General features: G+C 55.0%; 19 protein-coding genes. 8 read left to right on the top strand and 11 right to left on the bottom strand.

Features of this window, described 5'->3' with window-relative positions:
- Window positions 1–21: 21 nt before the first annotated feature.
- The 4 genes from VN12_RS08605 to VN12_RS08590 form a co-directional block, all read right to left on the bottom strand.
- Window positions 22–1,998: a flagellar basal body P-ring protein FlgI gene (locus VN12_RS08605; protein ID WP_146676441.1), complete on the bottom strand. Its 1,977-nt coding sequence runs from the start codon at window positions 1,996–1,998 to the stop codon at window positions 22–24.
- Window positions 1,999–2,139: 141 nt separating this feature from the next.
- Window positions 2,140–3,351, bottom strand: a complete 1,212-nt coding sequence (gene ribA, locus VN12_RS08600) for a GTP cyclohydrolase II (RefSeq protein WP_146676440.1) — start codon at window positions 3,349–3,351, stop codon at window positions 2,140–2,142.
- A 31-nt stretch (window positions 3,352–3,382) separates the two neighbouring features.
- On the bottom strand, window positions 3,383–4,405 hold the full coding sequence (locus tag VN12_RS08595) for a sigma-54-dependent transcriptional regulator (RefSeq protein WP_240491420.1): 1,023 nt from the start codon (window positions 4,403–4,405) through the stop codon (window positions 3,383–3,385).
- A 149-nt stretch (window positions 4,406–4,554) separates the two neighbouring features.
- A complete protein-coding gene (locus tag VN12_RS08590) occupies window positions 4,555–6,777 on the bottom strand; it encodes a hypothetical protein (RefSeq protein ID WP_146676438.1) in 2,223 nt (740 codons plus the stop codon).
- Between the two features lie 224 nt (window positions 6,778–7,001).
- Here VN12_RS08590 and VN12_RS08585 point away from each other — a divergent pair, with 224 nt between their 5' ends.
- Together VN12_RS08585 and VN12_RS08580 are read left to right on the top strand one after the other, a co-directional pair.
- Window positions 7,002–7,970 (top strand): SPFH domain-containing protein, encoded by a 969-nt coding sequence (locus VN12_RS08585; RefSeq protein WP_205855231.1) that lies wholly within the window; start codon window positions 7,002–7,004, stop codon window positions 7,968–7,970.
- A gap of 13 nt (window positions 7,971–7,983) precedes the next feature.
- Window positions 7,984–8,262, top strand: coding sequence for an Arc family DNA-binding protein (locus VN12_RS08580; protein ID WP_146676437.1), 279 nt, complete (start codon window positions 7,984–7,986; stop codon window positions 8,260–8,262).
- Window positions 8,263–8,388: 126 nt separating this feature from the next.
- Here VN12_RS08580 and VN12_RS08575 read toward each other — a convergent pair whose 3' ends face one another.
- Complete coding sequence (locus tag VN12_RS08575; RefSeq protein ID WP_146676436.1) at window positions 8,389–9,450, bottom strand: beta-ketoacyl-ACP synthase III; 1,062 nt, start codon at window positions 9,448–9,450, stop codon at window positions 8,389–8,391.
- A 295-nt stretch (window positions 9,451–9,745) separates the two neighbouring features.
- Here VN12_RS08575 and VN12_RS08570 point away from each other — a divergent pair, with 295 nt between their 5' ends.
- Both VN12_RS08570 and VN12_RS08565 read left to right on the top strand, forming a co-directional pair.
- Window positions 9,746–12,721 (top strand): DUF4332 domain-containing protein, encoded by a 2,976-nt coding sequence (locus tag VN12_RS08570; protein ID WP_146676435.1) that lies wholly within the window; start codon window positions 9,746–9,748, stop codon window positions 12,719–12,721.
- A 38-nt stretch (window positions 12,722–12,759) separates the two neighbouring features.
- Window positions 12,760–13,389 carry a DUF4254 domain-containing protein gene (locus VN12_RS08565; RefSeq protein WP_146676434.1) on the top strand — a complete coding sequence of 210 codons (630 nt, stop codon included), beginning with the start codon at window positions 12,760–12,762 and terminating at the stop codon, window positions 13,387–13,389.
- A gap of 21 nt (window positions 13,390–13,410) precedes the next feature.
- Here the strand turns inward: VN12_RS08565 and VN12_RS08560 are convergent, their stop codons facing one another.
- Both VN12_RS08560 and xylB read right to left on the bottom strand, forming a co-directional pair.
- Entirely contained in the window at window positions 13,411–14,175 is a 765-nt protein-coding gene (locus VN12_RS08560; protein ID WP_146676433.1) for an RsmE family RNA methyltransferase, read from the bottom strand.
- Window positions 14,176–14,197: 22 nt separating this feature from the next.
- A complete protein-coding gene (gene xylB / locus VN12_RS08555; protein ID WP_146676432.1) occupies window positions 14,198–15,718 on the bottom strand; it encodes a xylulokinase in 1,521 nt (506 codons plus the stop codon).
- 156 nt (window positions 15,719–15,874) lie between these two features.
- Here xylB and VN12_RS08550 point away from each other — a divergent pair, with 156 nt between their 5' ends.
- Together VN12_RS08550 and VN12_RS08545 are read left to right on the top strand one after the other, a co-directional pair.
- A complete protein-coding gene (locus VN12_RS08550) occupies window positions 15,875–17,290 on the top strand; it encodes a hypothetical protein (protein ID WP_146676431.1) in 1,416 nt (471 codons plus the stop codon).
- Window positions 17,291–17,295: 5 nt separating this feature from the next.
- Window positions 17,296–18,507 carry a class I SAM-dependent rRNA methyltransferase gene (locus VN12_RS08545; RefSeq protein WP_168164297.1) on the top strand — a complete coding sequence of 404 codons (1,212 nt, stop codon included), beginning with the start codon at window positions 17,296–17,298 and terminating at the stop codon, window positions 18,505–18,507.
- A 14-nt stretch (window positions 18,508–18,521) separates the two neighbouring features.
- Here VN12_RS08545 and VN12_RS08540 read toward each other — a convergent pair whose 3' ends face one another.
- The 3 genes from VN12_RS08540 to VN12_RS08530 all read right to left on the bottom strand — a co-directional run bounded on the left by VN12_RS08540 (window position 18,522) and on the right by VN12_RS08530 (window position 21,906).
- Entirely contained in the window at window positions 18,522–19,067 is a 546-nt protein-coding gene (locus VN12_RS08540) for a hypothetical protein (protein WP_146676429.1), read from the bottom strand.
- The gene (locus VN12_RS08535) at window positions 19,067–19,570 is read right to left on the bottom strand and encodes a hypothetical protein (RefSeq protein ID WP_146676428.1); all 504 of its coding nucleotides are present in this window, start codon (window positions 19,568–19,570) and stop codon (window positions 19,067–19,069) included. The genes VN12_RS08540 and VN12_RS08535 overlap by 1 nt, the downstream gene beginning before the upstream one ends.
- An 89-nt stretch (window positions 19,571–19,659) precedes the next feature.
- Complete coding sequence (locus VN12_RS08530) at window positions 19,660–21,906, bottom strand: serine/threonine protein kinase (protein ID WP_146676427.1); 2,247 nt, start codon at window positions 21,904–21,906, stop codon at window positions 19,660–19,662.
- A 584-nt stretch (window positions 21,907–22,490) separates the two neighbouring features.
- Between VN12_RS08530 and VN12_RS08525 the strand changes: the two genes are divergently transcribed.
- Window positions 22,491–22,919: a cupin domain-containing protein gene (locus VN12_RS08525; RefSeq protein ID WP_146676426.1), complete on the top strand. Its 429-nt coding sequence runs from the start codon at window positions 22,491–22,493 to the stop codon at window positions 22,917–22,919.
- Window positions 22,920–22,983: 64 nt separating this feature from the next.
- A complete protein-coding gene (locus tag VN12_RS08520; protein ID WP_205855230.1) occupies window positions 22,984–23,529 on the top strand; it encodes a hypothetical protein in 546 nt (181 codons plus the stop codon).
- 4 nt (window positions 23,530–23,533) lie between these two features.
- Here VN12_RS08520 and VN12_RS08515 read toward each other — a convergent pair whose 3' ends face one another.
- Window positions 23,534–25,039 (bottom strand): DUF1501 domain-containing protein, encoded by a 1,506-nt coding sequence (locus tag VN12_RS08515; protein WP_146676424.1) that lies wholly within the window; start codon window positions 25,037–25,039, stop codon window positions 23,534–23,536.

Here is a 25,039-nt window from a genome sequence, read left to right as displayed (position 1 = left end):
GAGGTTGGGATGGTGCAGCCGTTAGTTCAATGCGTCCCAGTCGATCTCAGGAAGCGCCGTCGATGCATTCGACGAAGTGGAGACCGTAGGGGATACTCCAGTTGGAAGCGCCTCGACGGATTCTATTTCCTGTTCCTTGGCCGAGACATCAAGATCGATTCCAGATTCCGATGACGATCGCTGTGGGGTAACTGCTTCGCCGCGAAACCAATTGGAGACAGTCCACCAGGATTTGGTCTCGTTCTGCCGCGAGCTCGCGTCCACTTCCACGGGCCTTTCTTCTGTAATTTCGGATTCACCATCGCGCTTGTAGATACGACCCGCCATAGGACGTGGATTGAAAGCAACGGGGATGCTGATGCATTTCTTCTCCGACAGTTGCGATATGGTCTGCACAAGGTCGTTATAAGAAGCATTCGCAGCACCGAGTGCACGCAACAACGAGACCGTATCGGCGTCGACAACAGATCGAATGACGTCGGACGATGATTTGCGAGTGACCAGCAGTTGGTTACCAGAGACGGGTGTCAAAGTCACAAAGGGAGTAGGGTTCAATGTGGAGGTTAGGGTCACGGGTGACGTGCTCCCAAAGCAAACAATCTCTTGCTTGGTTTGCAGCGAAATGGCGATAAGAGGTGTTTGGCTGGCGATCAAGGACATGGAAACGCGATCATTCAAACGTTCGCCCTGTACGAGCGCATCGGACTCATCCCGTTGACGCAGAGCCCAGAACGCACCGTATCTCAACTCGGGTTCGGATTCTTGAAGCAATTTTTCCAATGCCTCGCGGGCGCTGTCCTGCTCGTTCATGGCCAATCCCACGAGGCAGAGCGGTCGGAACGCAACTTCTTTTCTCGCAATTTCGGCGAGGACTGGAACCGATTCCTTTCGGTCGAGGTAAGCGAGTGAATAAGCCGTATAGAATCGAATCTCGGTGTCGACGGAGGATAGGGTGTCGACGAGAACATCGATCGCTTCAGGGGTTCCGAGCGATTCCAGTTCTGCTGCAGCGCGCCGAACGGTTGTACGATCGCGGACCAGTTTTTTGCATCCCTCCAGACGCTCTTTGCGTTCCTCTTCGCTTTCATTGAATCCGGTCGCGAGCAAAACCGATGCGAAGTGCGAAGCATCGAATCGGTATTTCGGCATCGTCGTCAACGCGACCTGTGCATCATTTTTTCCTTCTGCCATCAAACGCTGTCGCGAAGCTTCGTGAAAGTAGAATCGCTTGTTGATCGCTTCTTCTATGGACTTCGTCACCATCACATGCTTGAAGTCAGGCCGTACCTGGAGTCCCAAACGTCTGGGTTGCAACAGTCGTCCACCCCCCACAATCACCGCGCGCAGTGGTTCGCGATCCCTCTTGGTATACGCTGCCGGGAGAATCACAAGTTCGCCTTGCGCGACCGCCTTGTCATCGCTCTCGCGAATTTTGCCGCCGACGTTCACCATCTCGCGCAGGCGAGCTTCCAAAAGGAAACCGCCAGTCAAGTCGCTGGCGTTGCATTCGGTCGAACATTCGATGCTGACGTCGATGACTTGATTGTCGCGATCCCCGGGGTTTCCATAACCTCGAACTTTTACGAGGGCGGTCCAAAGCGCATCGAGAGTCGCTTCGGGAGATGCGGTCTCTCGGATGCGCATTTCTTTCAACATCATGTCGCGGGCCGCGCCGGGTTTGACCGATCCCCCGGTGTTATTGAGCCCGGTGACCAATCCATAGGCATCGTACTGGTGGATGACCAAGCCTGTGATGCCGGCGACCTCCCCGATCAATCGGGGGCGCTCTGGATCCTTCAATAACTGTTTGATCCGTTTGGTTTCTTTGATGAAATGGGAGTTTTCATCATTTTTCTTTCGGCCGAACCACGATTGACAGCCCACGAAACCAACGAGAATTAGCAGCGAGCAAACTACGAGTGGGCTGCGACTGCGCCGTTGACGAGACGGGCATGAATTGGATTTGAACAAAATGGTGTCCAGCGCGGTTCGGTCCATCGATCGATCATTCCTATTCGCAAGAATAGTTCGCGTCCCATGGGATCCATCCCATCGGCGCAGATTCACTCCGGTTCATAACGAGATCGCGCGAGCTAGGTCAAGGTCATGACGGGGAATTCAGGAATGCTGGCATTCCCATCAAGGAAGCTTGTGACCCATCTTGTCGCGCTTGGTCGCGAGGTAAGCGGCGTTATGCTCATTGATCTCCGGAATAATCGGCACTTGATCGACAACCGAAAGGTCAAATCCACGCAGGTTGAAGGCTTCCTTTTTCTTGGGATTATTGGTGAGGAGCCGAATTTCGTGCAATCCGAGATCCTTCAGAATTTGGATGCCAATACCGTAATCCCGCATGTCTGCTTTGAAGCCAAGTTTGTGATTGGCTTCGACGGTATCCAAGCCTTCTTCTTGGAGCGCATAGGCTTTGATTTTTTGAGCAAGACCAATACCCCGTCCTTCTTGTGGCAAATAGACCAAAACACCTCGCCCCTCGCGCGCGATCGCTTCCAACGCTTGTTGGAGTTGATCGCCGCAGTCGCATCGGAGGGACGCGACCAGATCGCCGGTGAAGCAACTGCTATGCATCCGGACCAAGGGTGCTTTTTCCCCGGGGACGCTGAGATCACCCATCACGAGCGCCACCGGTTCCTGCGATTCAAACTGCACCCCGTAGACGATGATGTCGAACAGTCCGTAGCGAGTAGGCAATTTGGCCTTGGCCGTCCTGTTCACCAATTTCTCGCTGATACGTCGATGCGAGATAATCTGCTCCACGGTGATGATTTCCAACCCGTACTTCTCGGCGAGGTCCAACAGCTCATCTCGCGTCGCTCTATCCCCTTCGTGATTCAAAATCTCGCACAATACCCCCGCCGGCGTTAAGCCTGCCATGCGCGCCAGATCCACTGCTGCCTCCGTATGACCGGCTCGTCGCAATACGCCACCTTCCATTGCCAGGAGTGGATAAACGTGTCCGGGTTTTACGAAATCGGAAGGCTTCGAACTCTCGCTGGCAAGTCTTCGAATGGTTTCAGCTCGCTCCCCGGCAGTGATACCCGTTTTGCAGCCCGCATGATCAACGGGCGTCATAAAGGCGGTTGTCAGTGGGGAGGTGTTGTGATCTACCAGGGGACGAAGTTCCAGTCGCTGGCAGACCGAAGGCAACACCGGTGCACAGAGTTGTCCGTGGCCTTGGAGCATAAAATTGATGGTCTCGGTCGTGACTGATTCTGCAGCACAAACAAAATCACCTTCGTTCTCACGATCTTCATCGTCGAGTACGATCACCACCTCTCCTCGGGCGATCGCTGCGACGGCCTTTTCGATACTGCTGAACTTTGTGTTTGTCATGTTGGATGGATTTTGGAGTAGCCCAATCGAGTCAGGAGTTTGGATGGGAGTTGGGGTCCATGTCATCCAAGCTATAGTCTTTCATTTTCTTATGAAGCGTATTGCGGTTGATTCCAAGCCGCGTGGCTGCTTTTGTCTGCACATAATTGCAGGACGAGAGGACTTGCGCAATCAGCTCTTTTTCGACTCGGTCCACGATGGCGTTGTGCAGGTTGGTGGCATCGGCTGGACATTGCCGAATTCCTTCGACGACCACCTCGGACGCCAAGCTTTGGAAGTCCCACTTTTTCTGTTCGTTCCCAGCATGCGCGGGCTCGGGCGTCGGTCCGCGTCCCGTCACGGTGGTTGGCAAGAGGTCACAGGTCAATTCATCGGTTTCGGCCATTACCACCGATCGCTCGATGTAGTTTTGCAATTCACGAACATTGCCAGGCCAATGGTAATCCTGCAACGCCTGCATCGCTTCGCGTTCGATATGAACCACATACCGTTCGTTCAGTGTACTATATACTTGTAGGAAGTGCCCGACGAGCGCGGGGATGTCCTCCCGTCGCTTGCGAAGCGGCGGAATTTCGATCGGGACCACATTCAATCGCCAATACAAATCTTCTCGAAAACGCTCGTGTTTGATCTCTTCCGCCAGATCCCGATTGCTAGCCGCAATGACGCGTGTGTCGACCGAAACCGTTTCGGTGTCTCCGACGCGCTCGAATTCTTTCTGCTGCAGGACGCGGAGGAGCTTGACCTGCAGGTGCATCGACGTGCTGTTGATTTCATCCAGGAATATCGTGCCGGAATGAGCCGCTTCGAACCGACCTGCTCGATTGTTGACGGCTCCGGTGAAGGCACCTCGAACGTGTCCGAAAAGCTCGCTCTCTAGCAAACTCTCGCTTAACGCGCCGCAGTTGACTTTGACGAAGGGACCGCTGTTGCGACCGCTCAACTGATGAATCGCATTGGCAATCACTTCCTTCCCGGAACCGGTTTCACCCAAAAGCAAAACCGAGGCATTGCTGGGGGCCACGCGACGGGTGATGCGAAAAACGTCCTGCATGGCGGGAGAGGAGCCGATGACCCCTGGAAGCAACGTTCCAGCGCTGACACGCTGCAATCCGTTGTCTTGCCTGATTCCTGCCATGGAGTTCCGACTTTTAGAAGGCTGACGAAACAACACGGCGCCCACGCCAAGGGCACGATGCCGTGTTAAGGAGCAATCGCCCCCCATTCGCGATCCCCGCGACTGGCTTCGACTGCATCCAGCATCCGACTCAGCAATTGACGGGTATCGACCTCGCTTTTGCCTCGCTCGTTATACACATCGTACAGCCCATCAGCCGTCTCGGAAGAGACCTGCAGTCCAAATTGACGAAGCGATTGCACAAAAAGTTGGCTTGCCTGCTCGCGTTCGGGCAACGGAATTGCACTGTCCAGAACTTTAAGGATCAGTTCACGCTGTCCGACGGGTGTTTGGGGGATTTTCGATTGCACAGGGGGCTTCTTCGGAGCCGTAACCAACTTGCCGAGCTGAACTTCGCGAAACCGACCCGCTTCTTCCTTCCAAAAAACCTTGTCGACGTCGCTCATGGGACTTGCACCGAACGCAACACGGCTTCGTCGAAGTATGTCTTGCAAACCAATCTCATCAGGCGGGACGCTACCGAGCACCATTTGCGACTCCAAATCCAAAACACGCAGCTCGGAACTGCTCAAGGACTCAGCAAGGACTGCGATCGGAACCGAGGCGCCCGTCGAAGTCCCGCGAATGCGCTGCACGAGCTGACCGAGATCCATTTCGAGTGTGCGCGAGACGATGAAGATTTCTTCTACCGGGGCTCCCTCCTTGCAACGCGCAAGCACTGCTCCTGCGGACGAAAACTCCTCACATTGGTAATCAAAAGATTCCAATAACGAGCGAAGATGCGAGCGGAGAGAGCTGCTCCCTCCTACAACAAGGGCTCGCCGTTTTGTCGTCAACTGCACCATCTCTGCGGCGACGCGATCCAGCTTGCCCCGTCCCAGAAAACTCTCGTTCCCGACACTCCGATCCGATCCCATCCACCGCATCAAACCCATCGCACACGCATACCGGACCGAGGGGTACCCCGACTCGAGACCTTGTACCAACCGGTCTCGAACTTCGATCGGCATCGGTGCGGAAAACCTTCCCAATTGCTCGGCCGCAACTCGCTGCGATGTTGGAAATCGGTATTTCCATGCCGCATCCCAGACCAAGCATGCAAATTCGTAACGATCCAACAAAGGGGCCTTCGCACCCAAGGACAAATGGGTTCCTGTTGTGGGGATACCGTCTTCGCCTTGCAAAAGTACCGCAGCCGCGATCGCGGAGTCCGTCCCTGCTCCCGCTCCGGATTGAAGCACGATCTCCGCTTCCCCCTCCACTCGAAACCAAAGCTCCTCTGCAGGAGTGCAGTCTCGCATCGTCAAGGAACGACCATCTTGCCCAAGCAACCAACGTACGCCCGTTGCGGCATCGTCGTCAAAACGCACGTTGACGTAGCGACTGAGAAGAGAGCGAAGACGGGAAGAAGAATCCTCGAACAGTTGAGATTGGGTTGACGAGGAGGCACTCCGGCTCATCCAGTTGTTCGCTGCTTCGCGGAGATCTTCGGGCAAGCTGTCGATGTCTCCGAGCAGAGACGTGAGTTCGTTTTGGTAGCGAGGGTCCTTTGCAGCCGCGGCGAGCAAGATCAGGTTGCGTCGAGCGTCGGTGTGCGGCGTACGCATGCATACAACCCAAGCATCTTTGGCTGACTCCCCCAAGCGTCGCAGCGTTTCACCCATCGCTCCACTGGGCGGCGGGGCACCTTGCCGCATGACCGCGTTAAAAAAACTCTGAACCCCAACATAACCCGTCGACTGCACGACACCAAACGCGGACTTCCAGCTGTTCGTGTCAGGGCTTTGCAGCTGCGTGACACTTTGAGCAATCATCGCTGGGTCGAGTCGGTACTCGTCTGCCAATTGCAAAATACGATCAACGATCTGCCTGTTCGCAGGCTCGAGTGGCACCAATGGCGACAACAACCCTTGAAAAGTTTTGGCTCCCACCTCATCGACCATCGCGTGCGCTTTGGCCGTATCCAGCCCGGCTTGATCGATGACTTTTAACCATCGTGTCACCTCATCCCACCGACGGATTCGAGCCATTAGTTGAACGGCCCTGGCCAAGCCAGCAGGGTCGGACGGGGCGCTGCGAATGAGCGATCGAACAACCGCATTCTTTTCAAAGAGGTCGACATCCCCGAGTGGACTTGATTCTGCCCCCTTCGTGCCGACATTGACCGGGACTCCCTCGGTGGAAATGGGATCGTTGCCAAAGGGGTCTTGCGCGCAACACGTAACGGCTGTTGTCAGGCCAATGCAAACCAAAGAAATAGACCATTGCAAAGGACGATACCGCAGCATAGCCGTTCCACTGAGATGACGATCGAGATGAGTTCGGAGAAGCAGGTGGGGCGTGCGGAAGCGTATAGCACCCTCCAGTTTAGCTCCCCCCTTTTGGATGCCCCCTAAAAATAAGCAATTTCTGACCAACAAGCGCGCCAAATGTTCGAACTTTTCTCGCCTTGAGATATCATGGTGATATCACAATGCTATAATTTATTTTCATGTTCCCAGAGGAGTCCGCGATGAGTACCGTGACGGCAGAAAAGAGTTTCCAACCGATGTCGGGCTGGTTTCCGTTGGTTTTGGTGATTTTGGGGTTTGGCGGGACGATTGCAGGGTTCGTTGCCACGGTTTCGTCGGTCGACGATCGCTCTGAGGTCATGAATGTGTTGTCCTTTTTGGGAGTTGGAGGACTGGCCGTGGTCACCTTCCTGGCACTTTTCGGTTTTCTAGCGATCCAGCCGAACGAGTCCCGCGTTTTGCTCTTGTTTGGCAGCTACAAGGGCTCCGTCAAGCAATCGGGATTCTTCTGGGTCAATCCTTTCTATTCCAAGAAATCCGTATCGCTCCGAGTTCGCAATTTCGAGACCGGCTCCACCTCGGTCGGAGAAACAAAAGACAAGCAGGGTGTCGTTATCACACCGAAGACCAGAACGCACGGTCGACCCTCCAAGGTGAATGATAAGGATGGTAACCCCATCGAGATTTCCGCCGTCGTCGTTTGGCGCGTGGTGAATACCGCTGAAGCGCTCTTCGAAGTGGACGATTACGAGGATTATGTCGGGGTTCAAAGCGAAGCTGCCCTTCGAAACTTGGCGACGCGTCATCCCTACGACAGCCAAGATCACGAAGTGTCCCTTCGAAGCAATACGCAGGAGATCAGCGATCAACTGCAACGCGATATCCAAGATCGCGTTGACAAAGCAGGGGTCGAAGTTATCGAGGCACGCATCAGCCACCTTGCCTACGCTGCCGAAATTGCGGCTGCAATGCTCCAGCGCCAACAGGCCTCCGCTGTTGTCGCGGCTCGGACCAAGATTGTGGAAGGAGCCGTCGGTATGGTTCAGCAAGCGCTCGAGCACCTGAGTCGCGACAAAATTGTCGAACTCGATGACGAGCGAAAAGCGGCCATGGTATCCAATTTGCTCGTGGTCCTCTGCTCCGATCGCCACGCGCAACCGGTGGTAAATACAGGGACACTTCACAACTAACGGATCGGGCTCGATGGCTAAGCGGGATTCCTTCCTACTGCGACTTCCTCCAGAAACCCTCGACGCACTCCGTCGCTGGGCCGAGGAGGAGTTGCGCAGTACCAACTCCCAAATAGAGACCTTGCTCACGCATGCCCTCAAAAAGGCTGGGAGGTACCCCAAGCCCACGGCTTCTCCCGGTCCATCGCCCACTCTTGGACCAAAGGATGCGACAGGCAACGAAGGTCAGCATCCGGATAGCGGTAGAGACACCGATAGAAAGGAAGGCGATGGCCAACACGCAGAACCCTAGTGGAAGACTCCGGTTGTCCGATTGAAAAAATCGCACGGCGGCGCATGGCGGTGCACCATGCAGGAATCCGTGCCACGGATGCATCCAGTGCAAGATGCGGGAGAGAGGGAATTGTCGTAACAGACGTTACCAGCGGAGGAGGCAAGTTCCCCACGAAAGCCCGGCTCCGAATCCGCATAGGAGAACGAGATTGCCGCGCTGGAGACGCCCGGCCTTGACCGCTTGATCGAGAGCCAATGGGATGCTGGCAGCGGACGTGTTACCAAATCGGTCCAAATTGACGAACATGCGATCGCGTGGGATCGCAAAATGTCCGATCGCCGCGTCGAGGATGCGAATGTTCGCTTGGTGAAGGATGACCAAATCGATCTCGCAGGGACTGACTCCCGCGTCGACTAAGACGTCGTTCAAGCTGTCTTCAACAATTCGAACGGCCCACTTGAACACCGAACGGCCGTCCATTTGCAGATACTGTCGGCCTTCGGTTATCGACTGGGGGCTGAGGGGTTCGCGAGATCCCCCGCCTGGTATGCACAATGCTGCGGGATCCCCTTCCGACCCCAAGGTGAATCGAATCAGTCCGTTGCCGGTGTGGCCGGGCGATCCGTCATCGGGTTCGATGGGCTGCAGCAGTGCGGCACCTGCTCCGTCCCCGAACAGCGGATAGGTCTTCACATCGGTCGCGTCCACCGTGCGGCTCATGATCTCGCTCCCGACCACGAGCGCATTGCGAGCCGCCCCCGTTCGGACAAACTGCGCTGCAGTAACCATTCCAACCATAAAGCCCGCGCACGCCGCGTTGACATCGAATGCAGGAGCGACGCAGCCGAGCCGTTTTTGGAGCAAACATGCAGTGCTCGGCGTCACGTAATCGGGGGTGATCGTCGCGCAGACGATCAAATCAACGTCGCTGGGAGATAGGTTGGCAGATTGCAGGCAATCGATCGCGGCGTGGTATGCAAGGTCGCTCGTGGCTTCATCGGCAGCTGCTCGGCGACGTTGTTCAATCCCCGTTCTCTGCACGATCCACTCGCTATCGCATCCCAACACCGCAAGATCTTCGTTGGTGACAATCTGCTCCGGGGCATAAGAACCCGTTGCAGCGACCTGAACTCCCGGGCAAGCGGCAACGCGTCCACGCCCGCTTCGACTCAAGTTGCTTTGGTCCGAGGTGGATATGCTAGCCATGCGAATTCTACGGTGCGGAATGACAGGGCCCTTCGATGACCATGCCTACCGATGATCTAGCCCACCGATGACAAGGCTCACGGGAAAGCGAGGATTGCGACCCGAGAGCAGAGACCCAAAGGGGCAAAGTATACCAACCCCCTCAAATCGCGTAACCTCTCAACTTTCAACGAATTCGTGCATCCAACTGATCTTTACCCAGTCTGCCCGGTTCTGCTAGGCTCCTCAAAGACCCAACATGCGTTCGAGGATGAACGCCTGAAATGAAGCGTAATGGAGAGGGAGGAGCCCTACGATGCATTTGATCCGCTTGGATATCGACCGTAAAAATGCCGCAGCCCATCTGCAAGTTGGACCTTTAGGAGGTGGCCTGAACGCCGTTTACGCCCCCCTGCAAGGAGGCAGCGCCACGATGGCGCGTTTCGTTCGAAGCATTCTCTTTCGTGGCAATTACGTCAACGAAGTCTTCGAAACCGAAGAAGGCGAATCGATCGATGGTTCCATGCAATGGGTCGACGCGACGGGACACGTAAGGCAAATGTCTTTCGCTGGTGGCTCCGCCATGCTCCCCGGAGGCTTTGTGAACTCCCCGCTGCATCCTTCTCAGCACACTCTGCACGAAGGCGACCGGGATCGCATTCGCGGTTTGGGGAACATTTTTTGGGAAGGGGACGACGGGGATGCGCGTTGGGATGAATTACGAGGCGATATTCTCGGGATGTTGTTTTGCAGCGCGCTCGGAAGCGTTTCACCGGAGAAACTTTGGTGGTCCGCCAGCCGGCTCGGTGTCCACGCTCCCGCTCGGAACGAACTCGATGAGGGCTATCAGAGCCTGAAAGCAGAAGAACGGGATTTGCTCGATCGACTCCGCAATGCCGATGCCGTCGATCACGATCGGGCTTGGTGGGCATTGGAACGGGACCGAATCCTGGCTGAGATCGAGCACATCCACCATGCCAATCACCGTCCCAGTCGTCTCACGGAACGAACCCAGCATTCGATCCTCACGGGCCTCCGCGAACGACTCGCGACGATTCATGTCGAACTCTCCCACCTGAAAAACACTCACCAAGATCTGATCGTCGCGGAAGCCAATGCGAAGTTGGATTCGGTTCAAGACCACGAGGCTTCGAGCCTGGAGGCGTTTCGTAGCGGCGTTTCGGATCATGTCGTCTATCCTCGCGCCCGTGCCGACCGTCCCCAATCGAGCGATTTCTCGTCCGAGTTGAACCGTGTCCGTAGCAGACTTGAGAAACTCAACGCTGAGAAGGCGGATGTCGAGCTTCAATTGCAGCACGCTCAATCCGTCCCGACATCGACGATGGCCCCAAGCTGGGACGATTCGCAATTGCGACTGCAACTGGCCCACGCCGAAGAGATGCTGAAGCGATGGGATCGCAGAGCGCAATGGCACAGACGGCTTGGCGAAGTCCAATCGCACCTGCGTACAAGATCCCCCTATCGCCGAACTTCCGAAGGCTCTTTGATTCCGTTGGCGGAAAAATACTTGCGTGAACTCACGGCCGGTGCAGCGCGCCAGCTTCCACCTTGGGCGGTCGAGTCTTCCTATCTCCGTGGCACGGAGACGCCCGCCGACTTTGATACCCCCTCGAATGAACAGATTGGTCGAGACACTTACTACGACCGTCGATTGCCTGCAGCAGATTCTCGACAGCGACGATTGGTGGACTTGGCAATCCGATTGGCGATCGCGGAACGAGCGGTTCCTCGGATCGGTCGAATCCCTTTCCTTTTCGACCATTCCATCGAAGTCTTCCGAGGCGAGGCGCTAGAGCAAATCCTGCACGTGCTCGCTGGGTTCGCACGCGATGGTCGCCAAATCTTGATGGCGACACATGATGAATTTATTGCTCGTCGGATCGCCGCGCATGGCGGAACGGTCTGCCGAATGCACGAGATCCTTCGTTACGCTCGGCCAAGCTATTCCATGGATAGTTTCGAAGACCTAGGCATCCATCCTGCGTTACACCAGACTGCACCGAACGTGGCCATCGATACCACCTCGCGGGAAACGGTGAATAGCGGCTACTTTGTTCCCTTCTATAACTCCGCTCAAGATTACGCCGATATCAATCGTCAGCTAAGCGGTTGGGCGAACGAATCGGATGAGACCTCGTGGTGGAACACGGTGGATACGCATGCAAGTGGGTTGGCTAGACCTGTTGGCGTGCGTCCTGCACCCATCGGCGTACGAAATAGCAAATTTCATCTGCACCTAGACAGCCCGATCGATCAAGTCCCCACGGTGGATCCTGCCCTGGCCGTTCGATTCCTTCAAGCCGGCGTGCATCGCGTCGGCGACTTGCTCCGAACTCCTCCGGAGTCTCTCGGGGTCGCCATGCGGACGGATGAAAATCTGATTTACTATTTGCAGTGTGTCGCCGAATTGATGACCGCTACCACGATGCTCCGACCTTTCGATGCCAGGGTTCTCGTGGGGTGCGGTATCACTCGATCGCACATGCTGCGGGATCTCGAGCCGAGCCAATTGGTGGATCGTGTCGACACCTTCCTTCGCAGCGGCAGCGGTCAAGAGCTTCTGCGGAATGCGAGATCATTCGAAGTCAATCGGATCCGAGAATGGGTCGCATCGATGAAACGATCGACCAAGCGTCGACGATCCGCACCGGATCTCGATCGCTCGCCCACCGACTTTCATCGCACCGATGCCGGTCCTCGCATCCGAACGTTCGAACCTCGTCTCCGCGAAGAACGCACCGCAAAAACGGATGTTTCCAGTGATCGCGAAATGCGAGAACCGAAACAACCCATGCATGGACGAACGGGTCAAACGAATTCCATGAACTCGCGTTGGAAGTTCTACTTGGACACCGAAAGCGCGGTGGTCGATGCTCCTAGCATCGGTCCCAAAATGGCATCAAAGCTAGCCGCTATTTCCATTCAGACCGTCGGCGACCTCTTGGCCAGTTCGGCCGAAACCATCGCATCGCAACTCGAAGAAAAAAATGTCTCCGAGGAGACTGTCCGAGATTGGCAGCGACAAGCCCTTTTGGTCTGCCGAGTACCGAACCTGCGTGGGCATGACGCGCAACTCATCGTCGCAGTCGGCATCGTGGAAGCAGAGGAACTCGGGAGTGCAGATCTGGAGACGCTGTTCGAAAAAGTTGCTCGATTTGCAAGCAGCAAAGCGGGGGTTCGCATCCTGCGAGGGTCCGACGCGCCGACCCGTGAAGAAGTGCAAGAATGGATTCATTGGGCACAAAACTGTCGCGCTGTTCGTGCGGCTTAATCCATCTAACCGCCTCCGAGAACCAAGACGCTCCCGCCATGATCGACATTTCAGAAGTTTTGACGATGCAATCCGATACGGTTGCACAGTGGCATCAAAACCCGATCGATAATCCATTCGAACCATCACACGGAAAAGAAGCGATTCAATCCATCGCGTGCCAGCAACATCAGTTCAACTATTTGTTATGGCACGAAGAGGATATCGCACGAAGCCCCGATGTTTCGGATGCACAAATCGCGCAAGTCAAACGGAATATCGATCGCTACAACCAGCTCCGTAATGACTGGATCGAAAAACTAGATGACTGGATTACGGAAGATCTCGAACGCCGATCCATTCAGCCTCTGTCGACGGCAAAACTCAACACCGAGACGCCGGGGAGCGCAATAGACCGACTCTCGATCCTGGCTCTTCGCATCTATCACCTGGACGAACAACTTCAGCGTACCGATGTCGATCAGTCCCATCGCGATAAGGTCATGACCCGTTTGGCGATTTGCCGATTGCAACGGGATGAATTGAGCAACTCCCTGCGGGAATTGCTGGCAGATATCTATGCAGGGTTAAAGCAACATCGGACGTACCGACAGTTCAAAATGTACAACGATCCCACATTGAATCCTTATCTGTACGATCGAAACCGAACCGCTCCCTCCGGCAATTAAATACCAACGGTTCGACGGAAGTTACCTTTCGACTTGGGAGTGCGGGGTATGTAGAAATGTCTGCGCTAAAACGGCTGCGGCTGCGACGGCTGTTTCGACTCGCAAGATGCGACTACCGAGTCCCAGGCGGATCGCACCGAACTTTTCGCATCGTTCAACTTCATCCTCACCAAAGCCTCCTTCGGGGCCGACTAAAAACAGGTGCTGTTGAGATGCCAAGCGCATGCCTTCAGGTTCACGCTGAAGTTGGAACGCATCGTGCCCTCCCGGATGTAAAATCCAGACGGATCCTCCCGAGTCACGCAACTTTCGAATGATCGGTTCCAGATTGGCGAGCTTTTCTGGAGGTCGTATAGCAAGCCTTCGGTTGCGCTGGCATTGCTTGCAAGATTCCAACGCGTAGCGTTCCAGTCGTTCGCTGTTGTCGCGATCTATTTCGGCCACGGTGAAGCGACTATGTAGTGGGATCAGCGAATCGACTCCCAGTTCCACCAACTTTTCGACAACGCTTCGCTGCCGATCCCCTTTGGGCAAACAAACAGCGAAATGGATTCGCCCGTCGCTGTCGCGAGGCTCAAACGCCCGGGACTCGATCGCGACCTCGAAGTCACGTTTCGCGAGGGCAACAACTTTTGCCAGCGCGACGTTCCCCTGTCCATCAAACAGTTCGACCTGATCGTTCTCGCGCACTCGAAGCACTTTCAATGCGTGATGCGCTTCGGGGCCTTCGACCTGTTGCACGCCACCCGATTGGATTTCATCCACGAAGAAGCGATGGATCGTCATGATCTCTCCCGACTACGTTCGATCATGATAGTTTTCCAAGTGCTTCAAAACGCTCGCGGAGTGCTTGGTAAAGCGATTGGTAGATTGGGAACCCTGCGTCATACGTCTTTTGCGATGCCTTGCGTGGTGGCACCCGATCCACGACATGGATCGTCGCTTTGCAGGCCTCCTCGATATTCCTGTACGCGCCATCGCCGACTGCAGCTAGCAGCGCCACTCCGAATGCAGGGCCTTGCTCGGCATTGATCGTACAAGCCTTCTGGCCAAAGCAATCCGCGAGAATCTGTTTCCATAGTGGGCTCTTGGCACCGCCACCACTGACTCGAATCTCTTTGACTGGTACTTGGAGTTGCCCCAAGATGTCGAGACTTTCTCGCAGGGAATAGGCTACCCCCTCCATCACCGAACGAGCCATATGCCCACGTCCGTGTTTGTTCGTCAATCCGATGAAACAACCTCGCGCGTGCGGGTCTGCATGAGGGGTTCTTTCCCCGGCAAGGTACGGCAAGAAGTAAAGCCCCTCCGCACCAGCTGCTACCGCGGCCGCTTCTTCATTGATGATCGCATACGGATCGATCTTCTTGTTCTTAGCCAATTCGCAGCAGAGTTGGTTGACGAACCACTGCAGCGATCCCGCCGCGGACAGGGTAACCCCCATCATGTGCCACTTTCCGTGAACGGCGTGGCAAAACGTATGAAGCCGTCCCTGTTTATCGTATTGAGGTTCATCGCTATGGCAGAACATGACTCCTGATGTTCCCAGGGACGCTGTCAAGACGCCTTGTTTGACAATCCCATTTCCAACCGCTCCAGCCGCGCAATCCCCCGCCCCGCCGACCACCTTGCACTCCGGTGAAAGGCCTAGTTCGGTAGCAACTTCAGGGAGCAGCGTCCCGGTGACTTGTTCCGATTCGAAAACTCTCGCGAGGATACTCGGATCGATATCGAGTTTGTTCAAAAGTTCGGTCGACCAGTTTCGCTTCTTCACATCCAGCAATAGCATGCCGCTCGCATCGCTCGCATCCGTTGCAAGCTCTCCTGTCAATCGCCGACGAATCTCATCTTTGGGAAGAAGCAAGTGTGCGAGATTGTCGTAATTCTTGGGTTCGTGATTGCGCAACCAAAGAAGTTTGGGGGCGGTAAATCCGGTCAGCGCGGGATTGGCAACCATCTCGATCAATGCTTCGCGTCCACCCGCCCGCTGGGTGATTTCTTGGCATTCGGCGACGGTTCGTTGGTCGTTCCAAAGCAAAGCCTTGCGAATCACCTTTCCTTTTTTATTCAAGAAGACAGATCCATGCATCTGTCCGGAAAGTCCGATTGCTTTCACATCCCCCTTTTTGACTTTGCCCGCTTTGACAACTCCTTTCACGGTCTTCTTGACCGCTTGCCACCAATCCTCCGGATCCTGTTCGGTCCAAAGTGGCTTTGGCATATGGACTGGATATTCCGCGGAGGATTCTGCCAGAATCGACCCTTGTTCATCGATCAGAAGGCTCTTGGTTCCCGATGTTCCGATATCGATTCCGATGTAGTATCCCATGTTGTGTTTTGCGACTGAATGTTGAGAAGAGGATGGACAGGGTAGTTGGATGAAGTCCGACGCCTTGGGAATAGAATAGTTCCCGGCTCGATACTATACTGGCGAATCTTGTTTTGCAGTACTATCCTCGGCCGCCCAATTTCTGGCTCTCCAACTATGCAGTATCCGATTCCCGCGCGTCGAAGGTTGGTCGGCGGTCTCGTTGCATCCGCCGTGGTCACGGTCTCGGGATGCGATTTCTTTCGAAACGACGGCAAGAAAGAACCTGCTTCCAAAACGCTTCAGGCAAAGGATCGTCCCCCTCTCCAAATTGTTGTGGTCGACGGCCCGTTTTCCGATGAGTTGTTGCTGCGTTGGCAGGCCTTTTCTGAGCAGCCGATCCAAATCGAATCCGTTACGTCGCAACAAGCCGCTCTTCGTCCAGCCGATTCTACGGACGTGTGGATTTACCCCGCACACTTGTTGGGTGACTGGGTCGCAAGCGAACGGATCATTCCCTTGCCGACCGCTGCAGCGGGGAAACCCTATCAATCGGATTCGGAATCTGTGGGGGAGTCGGGCGGAACAATTGAGTCTTGGCCGGCGCGATGGCGACTGGCCGCACGATATGGCGAGTCTTACTACGGACTTCCTTTGGGCGCGCCGCTACTGACCCTGGCAGGACGAAATGTCCCCATCGATTCCTTGGATCGACTCGAAGACACCATCAAGCCCGTTGAGGACAGAACGACCGCGGCGGCAGAGACATGGAATGGGATTTTCAAAGCCGTATCCGAACGGACAGCACCTTCGGAAAGTAACTGGCGCGGAACATTGGAAGCTTTAAGTTCGGAACAAAAAGATGCACTGGTCGATCGCTTTTTATGGATTGCAGCTACGACGAATGCCAAGCGGCGAGGACTCTTCGACTTGACCCGATTGCAACCGAGACTCCTCACGGAGGAGTTTCTGCTGGCCGCCAATGTTCTCGTCCGACTAGCGGAGTTATTTCCATCAACCATGCTCTCGACGCACTCGGACGCCTGGAAGGAACTGACTACATCCAAAGGGGATGGGGCTCTTCTCACTATTGCATTCCCTCCCCGTTCACTCGATCTCCCCAATGAAAGCGAGAACCGTGACGCCATCCGCTGTTGCAAGCTCGCTACCAACCATTGTCTTGGTTTCCATGCCTCGATTGGCAGGAAAACGCGACAGACATCGGTCGCAGCACAATTTGTCGCTTGGTTATCTGAAGCGGAGCAACGGGACGCGTTTGCGAAACGGACGAATCAAGTCGAACGCTGGCCAGGCCAACCGAATCCGGATCTGATCCAATCAGACGTACGGGCTTATTACAACGTTTGCAACCGAGAACAGAGGCTTGAACCCTTAACACTCGCGATTCGGTTCGCTCACGCTTCGAAGTACCGAGATGCCCTTGCTCAGGCGTTGGTCTCGATTTTGAAAGACCCCGATAAGACGCCCGATCAGTTGGGTGGATGTGTGGAGGTGTGGAACAACATCACGGACTCCGTGGGTATGTTGACGCAACGGAGTTCGGTGGAATCCTCGATGGGTTTTGGGGTGTAGCTGTCATGACAATATCGGTACCCGGGTTTCGCCAGATTTATTTGCAGCAGACGAAAAAACGTTCGTTTGATGGTCATCATCCGTGGATCTTAGAGCATTCGATTCTTCCCGCCGGTTCGGAACCCCGTGTCGGAGAAACGGTCGATCTGGTGCGAGAAGATGGTCGGTTCATCGGACGCGGTTTATACAACCCAAACAGTCGGATTCGCATCCGGCTCTACACCTGGGACATCGCGGAGTCGATCGACGAGACTTTTTTTCGAAAGCGCATCGATCGAGCCATCGAGCATCGGGCTCGATTTCCGTCCGCCTCGGAATCCTCCATGCGATTGGTGTTCAGCGAAGCCGATCAATTGAGCGGGCTGGTGGTCGACAAATTTGGAGACCATTTGGTCATGCAGGTCACCAGCGCCGCCCTGCTGCCGTTCATCGAGTCCATCTCGCATCGGCTCTACGAACTATATCGACCAGCCAGCATTCAGATGCAGATCGATGCTCGCAGCGCCAAAAGCGAAGGTATGGAGCCGTGCCAACGATTCTTGATGGGATCGGCTCCAGAAAAGCCGATCGAGATCTTAGAAAATGGATTGAAGTGGCTTGTCGATTTGCAAGGCGGACAAAAGACCGGGTACTACTTGGATCAGCGTGAGAACCGCATGGCGGCCATCCGCTGGATCCGTGAAGGTTCCAAAGTTCTCGATGTCTGCACTTATGTCGGAGGTTTCGCACTGACCATGGCAAAGTACGCCTCGACCGCCGAGATAATCGCCCTCGATTCGAGCGAACGGGCGCTCGCCATGGCAGCTCAACATGCTGCAATCAACCAGCTTGACGACAAGGTGCAGTGGGTACAGGGAGACTTCTTCGATTACCTCTCGAAAGGGCTCGATGCAGGACTCCGATTCGATGTCATCGTGTTGGATCCACCTCGATTGGCCAGTTCTCGCGACAATCTCGAAAGAGCGATGGCCGCTTACCATCGACTGAATTACTTGGCCGTTCGCATGCTCAACCCAGGCGGCACCCTGGTGACATGCAGTTGCTCGGGTCGAGTTTCGCGAACCCAGTTCTTGGAGATGCTCCAAGGAGTTAGTCAGCGAGCGAAGCGCGAAATCCAAGTATTGGAAAATCGAGGAGCCGCGCCAGACCATCCGGTTTCATTGAGCTGCCCGGAAACCGACTATCTCAAGTGCATTATCGCGCGCGTCCTCGGTTGACGGAATTCGAAGATCTAGATCGATCGCAGTCCGTTGCCGATTCTGACCCGCCGCATCTTGGTGGCAAAGCGAATACTAATAAATACTAAAACCGTGAGCGTCAACATAAACCAGGTTGCCTCATGCGGGCGTCGATAAACGGAGGACATGATCGCCCCGGATATCAAAAAGATTGCCATGAGCAACAGCGAGAGGAACGGGAAGAACTGGGCTCGACGGCCGGGCGTGCTATCCCTATCCGATTCTCGCATCTCGGCAGTTGTTCCAGGAGAGTTCAGGAAGACCTCACCTTCCACCCATTGCGAACCGCAGCAGTTCAAGAAAAAGAAGATGGCGGCAAAAGCAAGGATCGAAAGAACGCGATCCCAAAAGACTTCGAGAATCGGAGTCAATCCAACCTCAGGCCCCACCATCCAGAGCTGGTATGCTCCTACGACAACGATGGTTTGAACGACGGTCAATAGATAGAACGGGAGCCTCGCCGGTTTAAGCCAATCCAGGACTCCTTCGCTTTGCCGCCAATCGACTTCGGATGCGGTCGGTGGCTCGTAGGGATTCATTAGTTCACCAGGTTTGGGCAACATAATTGAAGGAGCCTCTGGCACTGAGCGCGAAGCGATTCCATCTGATCATAGCTCCAGCTTTGCCCTAGGTAGCTCACGATATAAAGAAGGAGGATGCCAAGCAAACACAACGGAATCATCCACCAAGCCACCGTGCTTTGTCCGGCATGCCAAGCAGAAAACGCAAACAGCAGCGAGAAAAATGCACCAAACGCGAAAGCGAGATAGGCCACCCAAACCAAAGTCCAAACTTCCTGACGCGGCGCGAACCGGCCGTGAATCCACGTAGCGCCGTCCTTCTCTTCGAAACTGAGCGAAAGATGGGGCGACCAATACCTGGTTTGGGTATCGGGAATATGCAGTTCGATGTAACCATCGAATTCATGGGCTATCCAGTTCCAAGACTGAGCGCGGAGTTGCTTTCCGAGCTCAGCCAATACTTCGGTTTTGGAACAAGGAATCACGGTATCGAACGTTGGTCGCAAGGAGAGAAATTGCATCACCAAAGCCTTCTTCACAATTAAGCCTGCGGGCGACTCTCATCTTACCTCAAACGTCCTGAATGCGGGGCGTTTAAAATGAAACCAGTCTAGCGGTCGGCGTCGAGCGTCACTTCGTTCGCAGCCCCTGTCAGTTCCGTACCGCCCCCATTGCGAGATTGGATAACGGCGCGGAAGCTGTCGGGCAGTCGCATGACCCAGACGACAAACATCCAAAGTGAGCAGACCATCGCCAGCAAGGTAAGCAAGGCGATGAAGCCCTCTCGCATCATCTTCTCCCCCATGCTTGCAACCGGGGACGTGACCGTATCGGCCCGAGCTTGCACCAACACCCAAAGATTCGCTGGCTCTTTGCGTTCGATCGAGTCGACCGTTTTACGAGAAATCTCTACCTTCGCCATCGCGGCGATCCATTGACCCGCGTACTCCTGCCCCGCATCGTCGATCGAAACAGGATCGATGTACTGGTATGTTCCGTCTCCTTTTAACCGAGACAACATCCCGTCATCGATCTGGTATTTGATATTCGGTGCGTTCGCATATTCTTCCGCGAATTGCGAGAAGGCGGGATGCTGAAGGATCGTCCCCTCTCGCGTTTCTTTTTGAAAGCCTGTTCCCGCATGCCCATCGACCATCACGGCTAATCGATCGGATTTGCGGCGAGAGCCACTCATGCCGTCTGATGACTCGTCAGGGAGCAAGTCAAAATCCCCTAGGTTGATCGTCAAAACGAGAACCCCCGTGATGGTTTTGCTCGGCTCCTCCTTTTCCGTCTCCGTTGGTATCGCTATCGAGATGGGCGTCGAGACAGCAATCTTCCAACGATTGGTCGACGTGGATCGGAAGGGAACACTGATGTGAGACGATTGGGTCCCTTGGAATTTGCGAGCCGAAATGCTTTCGTCGGAGTCCTGCGATTGCCCATTGAAGTAGCTGCGGTAGGCGAAGTTGTATCCGATGCGCGTGGCGCTCGTTTCTCCCGAAAAGGCAGCCGCGATCATTGTGCCCCATCGATCGGTAAGAAACAGACTATCGAACTCCGCAGTCTTCCGTTTGCTTCCCGAGTTGGCTTGAATGCGATTGAACCGGGACAAGAGGTACTTCTCAAGCTCTTGTCGCTTTTGTAATTCCAGGAGGGGCAACCGTTCTGTGTCGGTCACTCCATCTTCAATCAACGACTCCAGCAGATCGGACCCCGCAGCGTGGATCGTTTCGGAGAACAGCTTCTCCAATTGTGGCTGCTTCGCTTCTTCCTCGATGAGTCTGAACAGCGTCTCGATTTCTTTTTCAAGGGTTCGAGCCCCAAGCCGAGCCGCGAAGAGATTGTTTTGAAGAACCATTTCCTTGAGCTCGTTTGCCGACTCGCGTTCAGCGACCGCAACACCGCGCCAGAAGAACAAGCCCATCACCAGGAGGAGCAGAACGGGGCCGACAATGCCCAGCATCATCATGGGGAGATTGAGGCGGGCTATTTGCCGACGCTCTATCGATTCGAGAACTTGCTGAACGTTCTCGAATCGGTCTTCTGGCTTTTTGGCCAAGCATCGATCGATAATGCCGACGAGCATGCGATCCATCCCTTGCACACGATGATGAAGGCGAGGGAAGGGAGATTTGTGGATTGTATCGCGATAGCGTTTGAGACGTTCGGGCAAGCTCCCTGCCGTATCGAGGGTGGTGACCGTGTCAGGCGTACGATAAGGGGGGGAACCGACGAGCATGCAGTACAGAATCGCACCGAGCGCATACACATCCCATCGCGCGTCGGGGACGGCGTTCAAGTCGGCTTGCTCGGGAGCCATGTAGAACAATGTCCCGAGAGATGGGGTCTGCTCGTTGGAAAGGCGGCTTTGACCGAAATCTGCGAGACGCGGTTGGAGTTCCGGGTCTAACAGAACGTTCGCAGGTTTCAAATCGCAGTGCAGAACCCCTTTGCCGTGCGAATGGTTGAGGCCGCGAGCGATATCGGTGAATAGTGAGATCGCTTGTGAGATGGGTAATGCACCCCGCTTGCGAATAAGATCGTCGAGCGAGCCGTTTTCCAAATACTCCATCACGTAGTAAGGGGGCTCGGCATCCCAGCCTACCTCGAGGACTTGCACGATCAGGCGATTGCCCGCCATGCTCACGAGATTCTTCACCTCGCGCGTCAGGAGCGACCAGTTGACCCCAGCTCGGTGAAGATAAAACTTGACCGCAACGGTTCGCCCCGTGTTGAGGTTGGTACCGACCCAAACCTGTCCAAAGGCACCTTGCCCGAGCAGTCGATCCAATTTGTACCCAGGGACTTGCGCGGGAGGAACCGTCGCTCGGAGACTCAATTCCTCGGCACGCATCTGCTCGCCGACTGTTTGGTTTAAAGTGGCGTCGGGTTGATCAGGGTTCGGAGAATGGGTCACTAGTCCGGCCGGGGGTTTGCGGAAGGGGCGTTTCGCATTCGTTGGGCTCGATCATGCGGCGATAACCGCTGCGCAGCGTCCCAGTGTACGTCAAAATCGATGTTTCTTCCTCTAGCCCAGAGCAAAATCGCACCGATTTCTCGTGCACCGCTTTGCTAATCACAGCAAATAGGGAACGCGCTCCAACGCAGGCTATCGGAACCCATCCGCTTCCGCCTGGCGCTAGAATATTCTGCTCCCAACAAGAAGTCGCATTCTTGGCTCCCCGCGCGGGCGAGGTTCCTTCATTGTGGCACTCTTGGAAACCAGGGGAAGTCGAGATGATTGGGACATGGAATGCCCGCTACCAGCGACAGACCATAATGGGGCGGTCTGAACAGCGTAACGATCGTTGCACAAGACAGTTGGGACATTATCCGCCCCGCACGATGCCGTGAGCGGACGGAGAGGGACTAAACGCATCGCAATCGATAAGCCCTGCCGAATTCGGGAAGGGACCTCATTCCATAAGGACCATTTTTATGCCAATTCCGTCGAAGTCCAAACCTGTAAAAATCAGCTCTGAAGAATGGATGGATCTTTCAAGTCCCTTGCGTGGACTCCTGGAAGGAAAGAGGCTCCAAACGAACATCACGTTGATCCGGTATGTGACCGACCAGGTGGGGGAAGGGCCTACCCTTCATGTTCACCCCTACGATGAGATCTTTACGATTACTGAGGGGCGAGCTAGGTTCACAGTCGGTGATCAAGTGATTGACGCCCAAGCAGGGGATATCGTATTCGGGCCAGCCAATGTCCCCCACGGATACCAAAATTTAGGACCGCGCCGTCTGGATAGTTTGGACATTCACTTGAGCCCCGAATGGATCCAATACAATCTCGCTTCCGCTTGGGACTCATCAAGTATTCTGATTTCAGCCCAGTCGAAATTGGAAAAACCGAATTCTTAAATCGAGCGGTATACCAAGACGACTGGAGCGTATGCGAATAGATCCAGCAAAAGGGAGTACTTCCGTGAGACGCATGGTTATTGCCGTTTTGTTCGTGCTGTTATGGATCGGATGGTCCGTCTGGGACCACATTCCGCATTACTACGATTCAAATGCCCTGGCGAAAGAAATGGCTTCCATCGTTGGAACAGGGAGCGTGAAGCTGGAACCCGCGCAGGCTGGCTTTCCCTTCCTCTACATGCGTTACGACTATTCCAATGCGGGTCAGCTCACGGTCTGGAGTTGGCAACCTGATGCGTTCTTCCCCAACGCTCTTTTTACGCTCATCGGCACGTTAGGCGTGGTGGTTCTCGTCCTGCGCACGCGTCGTATCACCCTGGCGGGAGGCTTGATTGCTGTTGGGTTCATTGCGCCAGCCGTTGCTCTGTATACCGTTCTCAACGGCTGGCACCATTCCGTGATTGCGTATGTCTACATGCTGCCGGCTGGTTTGCTTATGACATCCCTGACCGCTGAGCTATTGCTTGGGCAATCGCTCGATGGGGACAGTAGCGTGGACGAGAACACGAGCCAACCAACGAAGGATCGGCCTCCTATGGTTATTCGATAACGAGTTAACCGATGATGGGGTGTACGACTTCGCCATGAATATCGGTCAATCGGAATTGCCTACCTTGGAAGCGATAGGTGAGGCGGGTGTGATCGATTCCGCAGAGGTGAAGAATCGTCGCTTGCATATCATGGACGTGCACCGGGTTCTCGGTGATATTCCAAGCGTAATCGTCGGTTGATCCGTACGTAAAACCCTTCTTGACTCCTCCACCGGCCATCCACCAACTGAAGGCTTTTCCAAAGTGATCCCGGCCAGTGGGTTTGTCCGGATTGCCTTGCCCAAACGGAGTCCGTCCGAATTCCGAAGCCCAGATAACAAGCGTATCGTCGAGCAACCCTCGCTCCTTCAAATCTTGTACCAATGCTGCTGCGGGTGCGTCGGTGTCCAGACATTGCTGCTCAAGCTGGCTGTACAAGTTGTTGTGCTGGTCCCATCCCGCATGCATGAGTTGAACAAATCGAACCCCTCGTTCAAGCAATCGTCGCGCGACAAGACAATTGTTGGCAAACGTTCCCTTGTTCAACGCATCCGGGCCATAGCGTTGGATGGTGGCTTCGGTTTCTTTGGAAAAGTCCATTAGATCCGGGACGCTGGTTTGCATCCGGAAAGCCATTTCGTATTGGGCAATGCGAGTTTCAATTTCAGGATCGCCATAGTCGGACAGATGCTCCGCATTCATGGCCGCAATGTCATCGAGCATCGCCCGCCGCGCATCGCGACTGATGCCATTTGGAGTCGCTAAATAGGGAACGGGATCTCCCGTATTGCGAAACCGTACACCTTGAAATCGGCTCGGAAGGAAGCCGCTTCCCCAGTAGTAATCAAAGAATAGCTGGCCGCATGTCTTCGCTTTGTCGCTCGAGGTCATTACGACGAATGTAGGAAGCTCGTCGGTTTCCGAGCCCAGTCCATAGTTCAACCAAGCTCCCATGCTGGGGCGGCCGGGGACTTGCGCACCCGTTAGGAAGTAAGTCACACCCGGGGCATGGTTCACCGCTTCGGTGTGAAGCGAACGAACCAGAGTCAGTTCATCGGCGATACGCCCAATGTTAGGGAGCATCGAACTCAATCGCATTCCCGATTGACCGTAAGACTGGAAAGGTTTGATGGCGGGGACGCACGGCCACTTTCCGTTACCGCTGGTCATAGTCGAAAGCCGCGTCGTCCCTCGAATGCTATCCGGAATTTCCTTCATCGCCATTTCGTGCATGACCGGCTTGTCGTCGAACAAATCCACGTGCGACGAGCCACCTCCCTGCCATAGGACGACGACACGTTTAGCCTTCGCGGGAAAGTGAGGCAGATCGGGAAGCCCGCGATTCTCGTTCTTGTTTCCGTTCCCCGTCGCAGTCGCTCGATCGTCCGCTTGGGCCTGTGACTCGAACAGGCTCGCCAATGCCGCGGCTCCAACACCGCAGGCACTGCGTCCGAACAATTGCCGGCGCGTTACTCGAGCGATGTTCTCCGCGACGAGAGATGGGTCGATGGGAAGACCGTATGGGTTCAT

It is taken from the genome of Pirellula sp. SH-Sr6A (assembly GCF_001610875.1).
Classification (GTDB): domain Bacteria; phylum Planctomycetota; class Planctomycetia; order Pirellulales; family Pirellulaceae; genus JBKCUI01.
Note: the sequence above shows the minus strand (reverse complement) of the source record. Positions and strands in the feature narration are given on the sequence as shown.